The sequence below is a fragment of the uncultured Cocleimonas sp. genome, assembly GCF_947495625.1.
Classification (GTDB): Bacteria; Pseudomonadota; Gammaproteobacteria; order Thiotrichales; family Thiotrichaceae; genus Cocleimonas.
Genome location: NZ_CANLZW010000084.1, coordinates 1 through 559, shown reverse-complemented (window position 1 = coordinate 559; position 559 = coordinate 1). Strand labels below are relative to the sequence as shown.

Genomic DNA, 559 nt, shown 5'->3' with positions numbered 1-559 from the left:
CTCAGGTGCATCCTAGAGTTGTTATCGCCAAACAACCTCTCTAGGAGAAAACACATGAGTAGATTTAGTAAATTATCGCACGTTATCTGGCATTGCGAATATCATATTGTCTGGGTACCTAAATACCGTTATCGCATATTAAAGGGAAAGATAGCCTTTGAGTTAAAAAAGAGTATTCGGGTTTATAGTGAGCGTTTAGGCTGTGAGTTAGTCGAATTAAATGTTCAAGAGGATCATGTCCATTTACTGGTAAAGGTTCCTCCAAAAGTATCTATATCTAAGCTAATGGGAACCGTCAAAGGAAAGACAGCATTACAAATATTTCGACAGTTTTCATATTTAAAAGAGAGGCCTTATTGGGGCAATCACTTTTGGGCAAAGGGCTATTGCGTAGATACAGTAGGAGTTGACGCAGAGATGATACGTTTATACGTTAAGCATCAAGAGAAAGTAGAGAAAAACTTAGAACTTAAATTTTAAAGAATCATTTAAAGCGAAGTGCGATAACTCTGACTAGCCTTCTAAGAGGGCTAGTCTTCATACGCCCTTCTAGGGCGAA

General features: G+C 38.3%; 1 protein-coding gene. It reads left to right on the top strand.

Annotated features, from left to right (window positions below; genetic code table 11):
* The first annotated feature begins 54 nt into the window (after positions 1-54).
* Positions 55-480, top strand: a complete 426-nt coding sequence (gene tnpA / locus Q1A31_RS20935; protein WP_299881772.1) for an IS200/IS605 family transposase — start codon at positions 55-57, stop codon at positions 478-480.
* The last annotated feature ends 79 nt before the right edge of the window (positions 481-559 follow it).

Bases quoted from the DNA above. Each gene is read 5' to 3' on its own strand.
- tnpA (WP_299881772.1), top strand. From the start codon at position 55: ATGAGTAGATTTAGTAAATTATCGCACGTTATCTGGCATTGCGAATAT.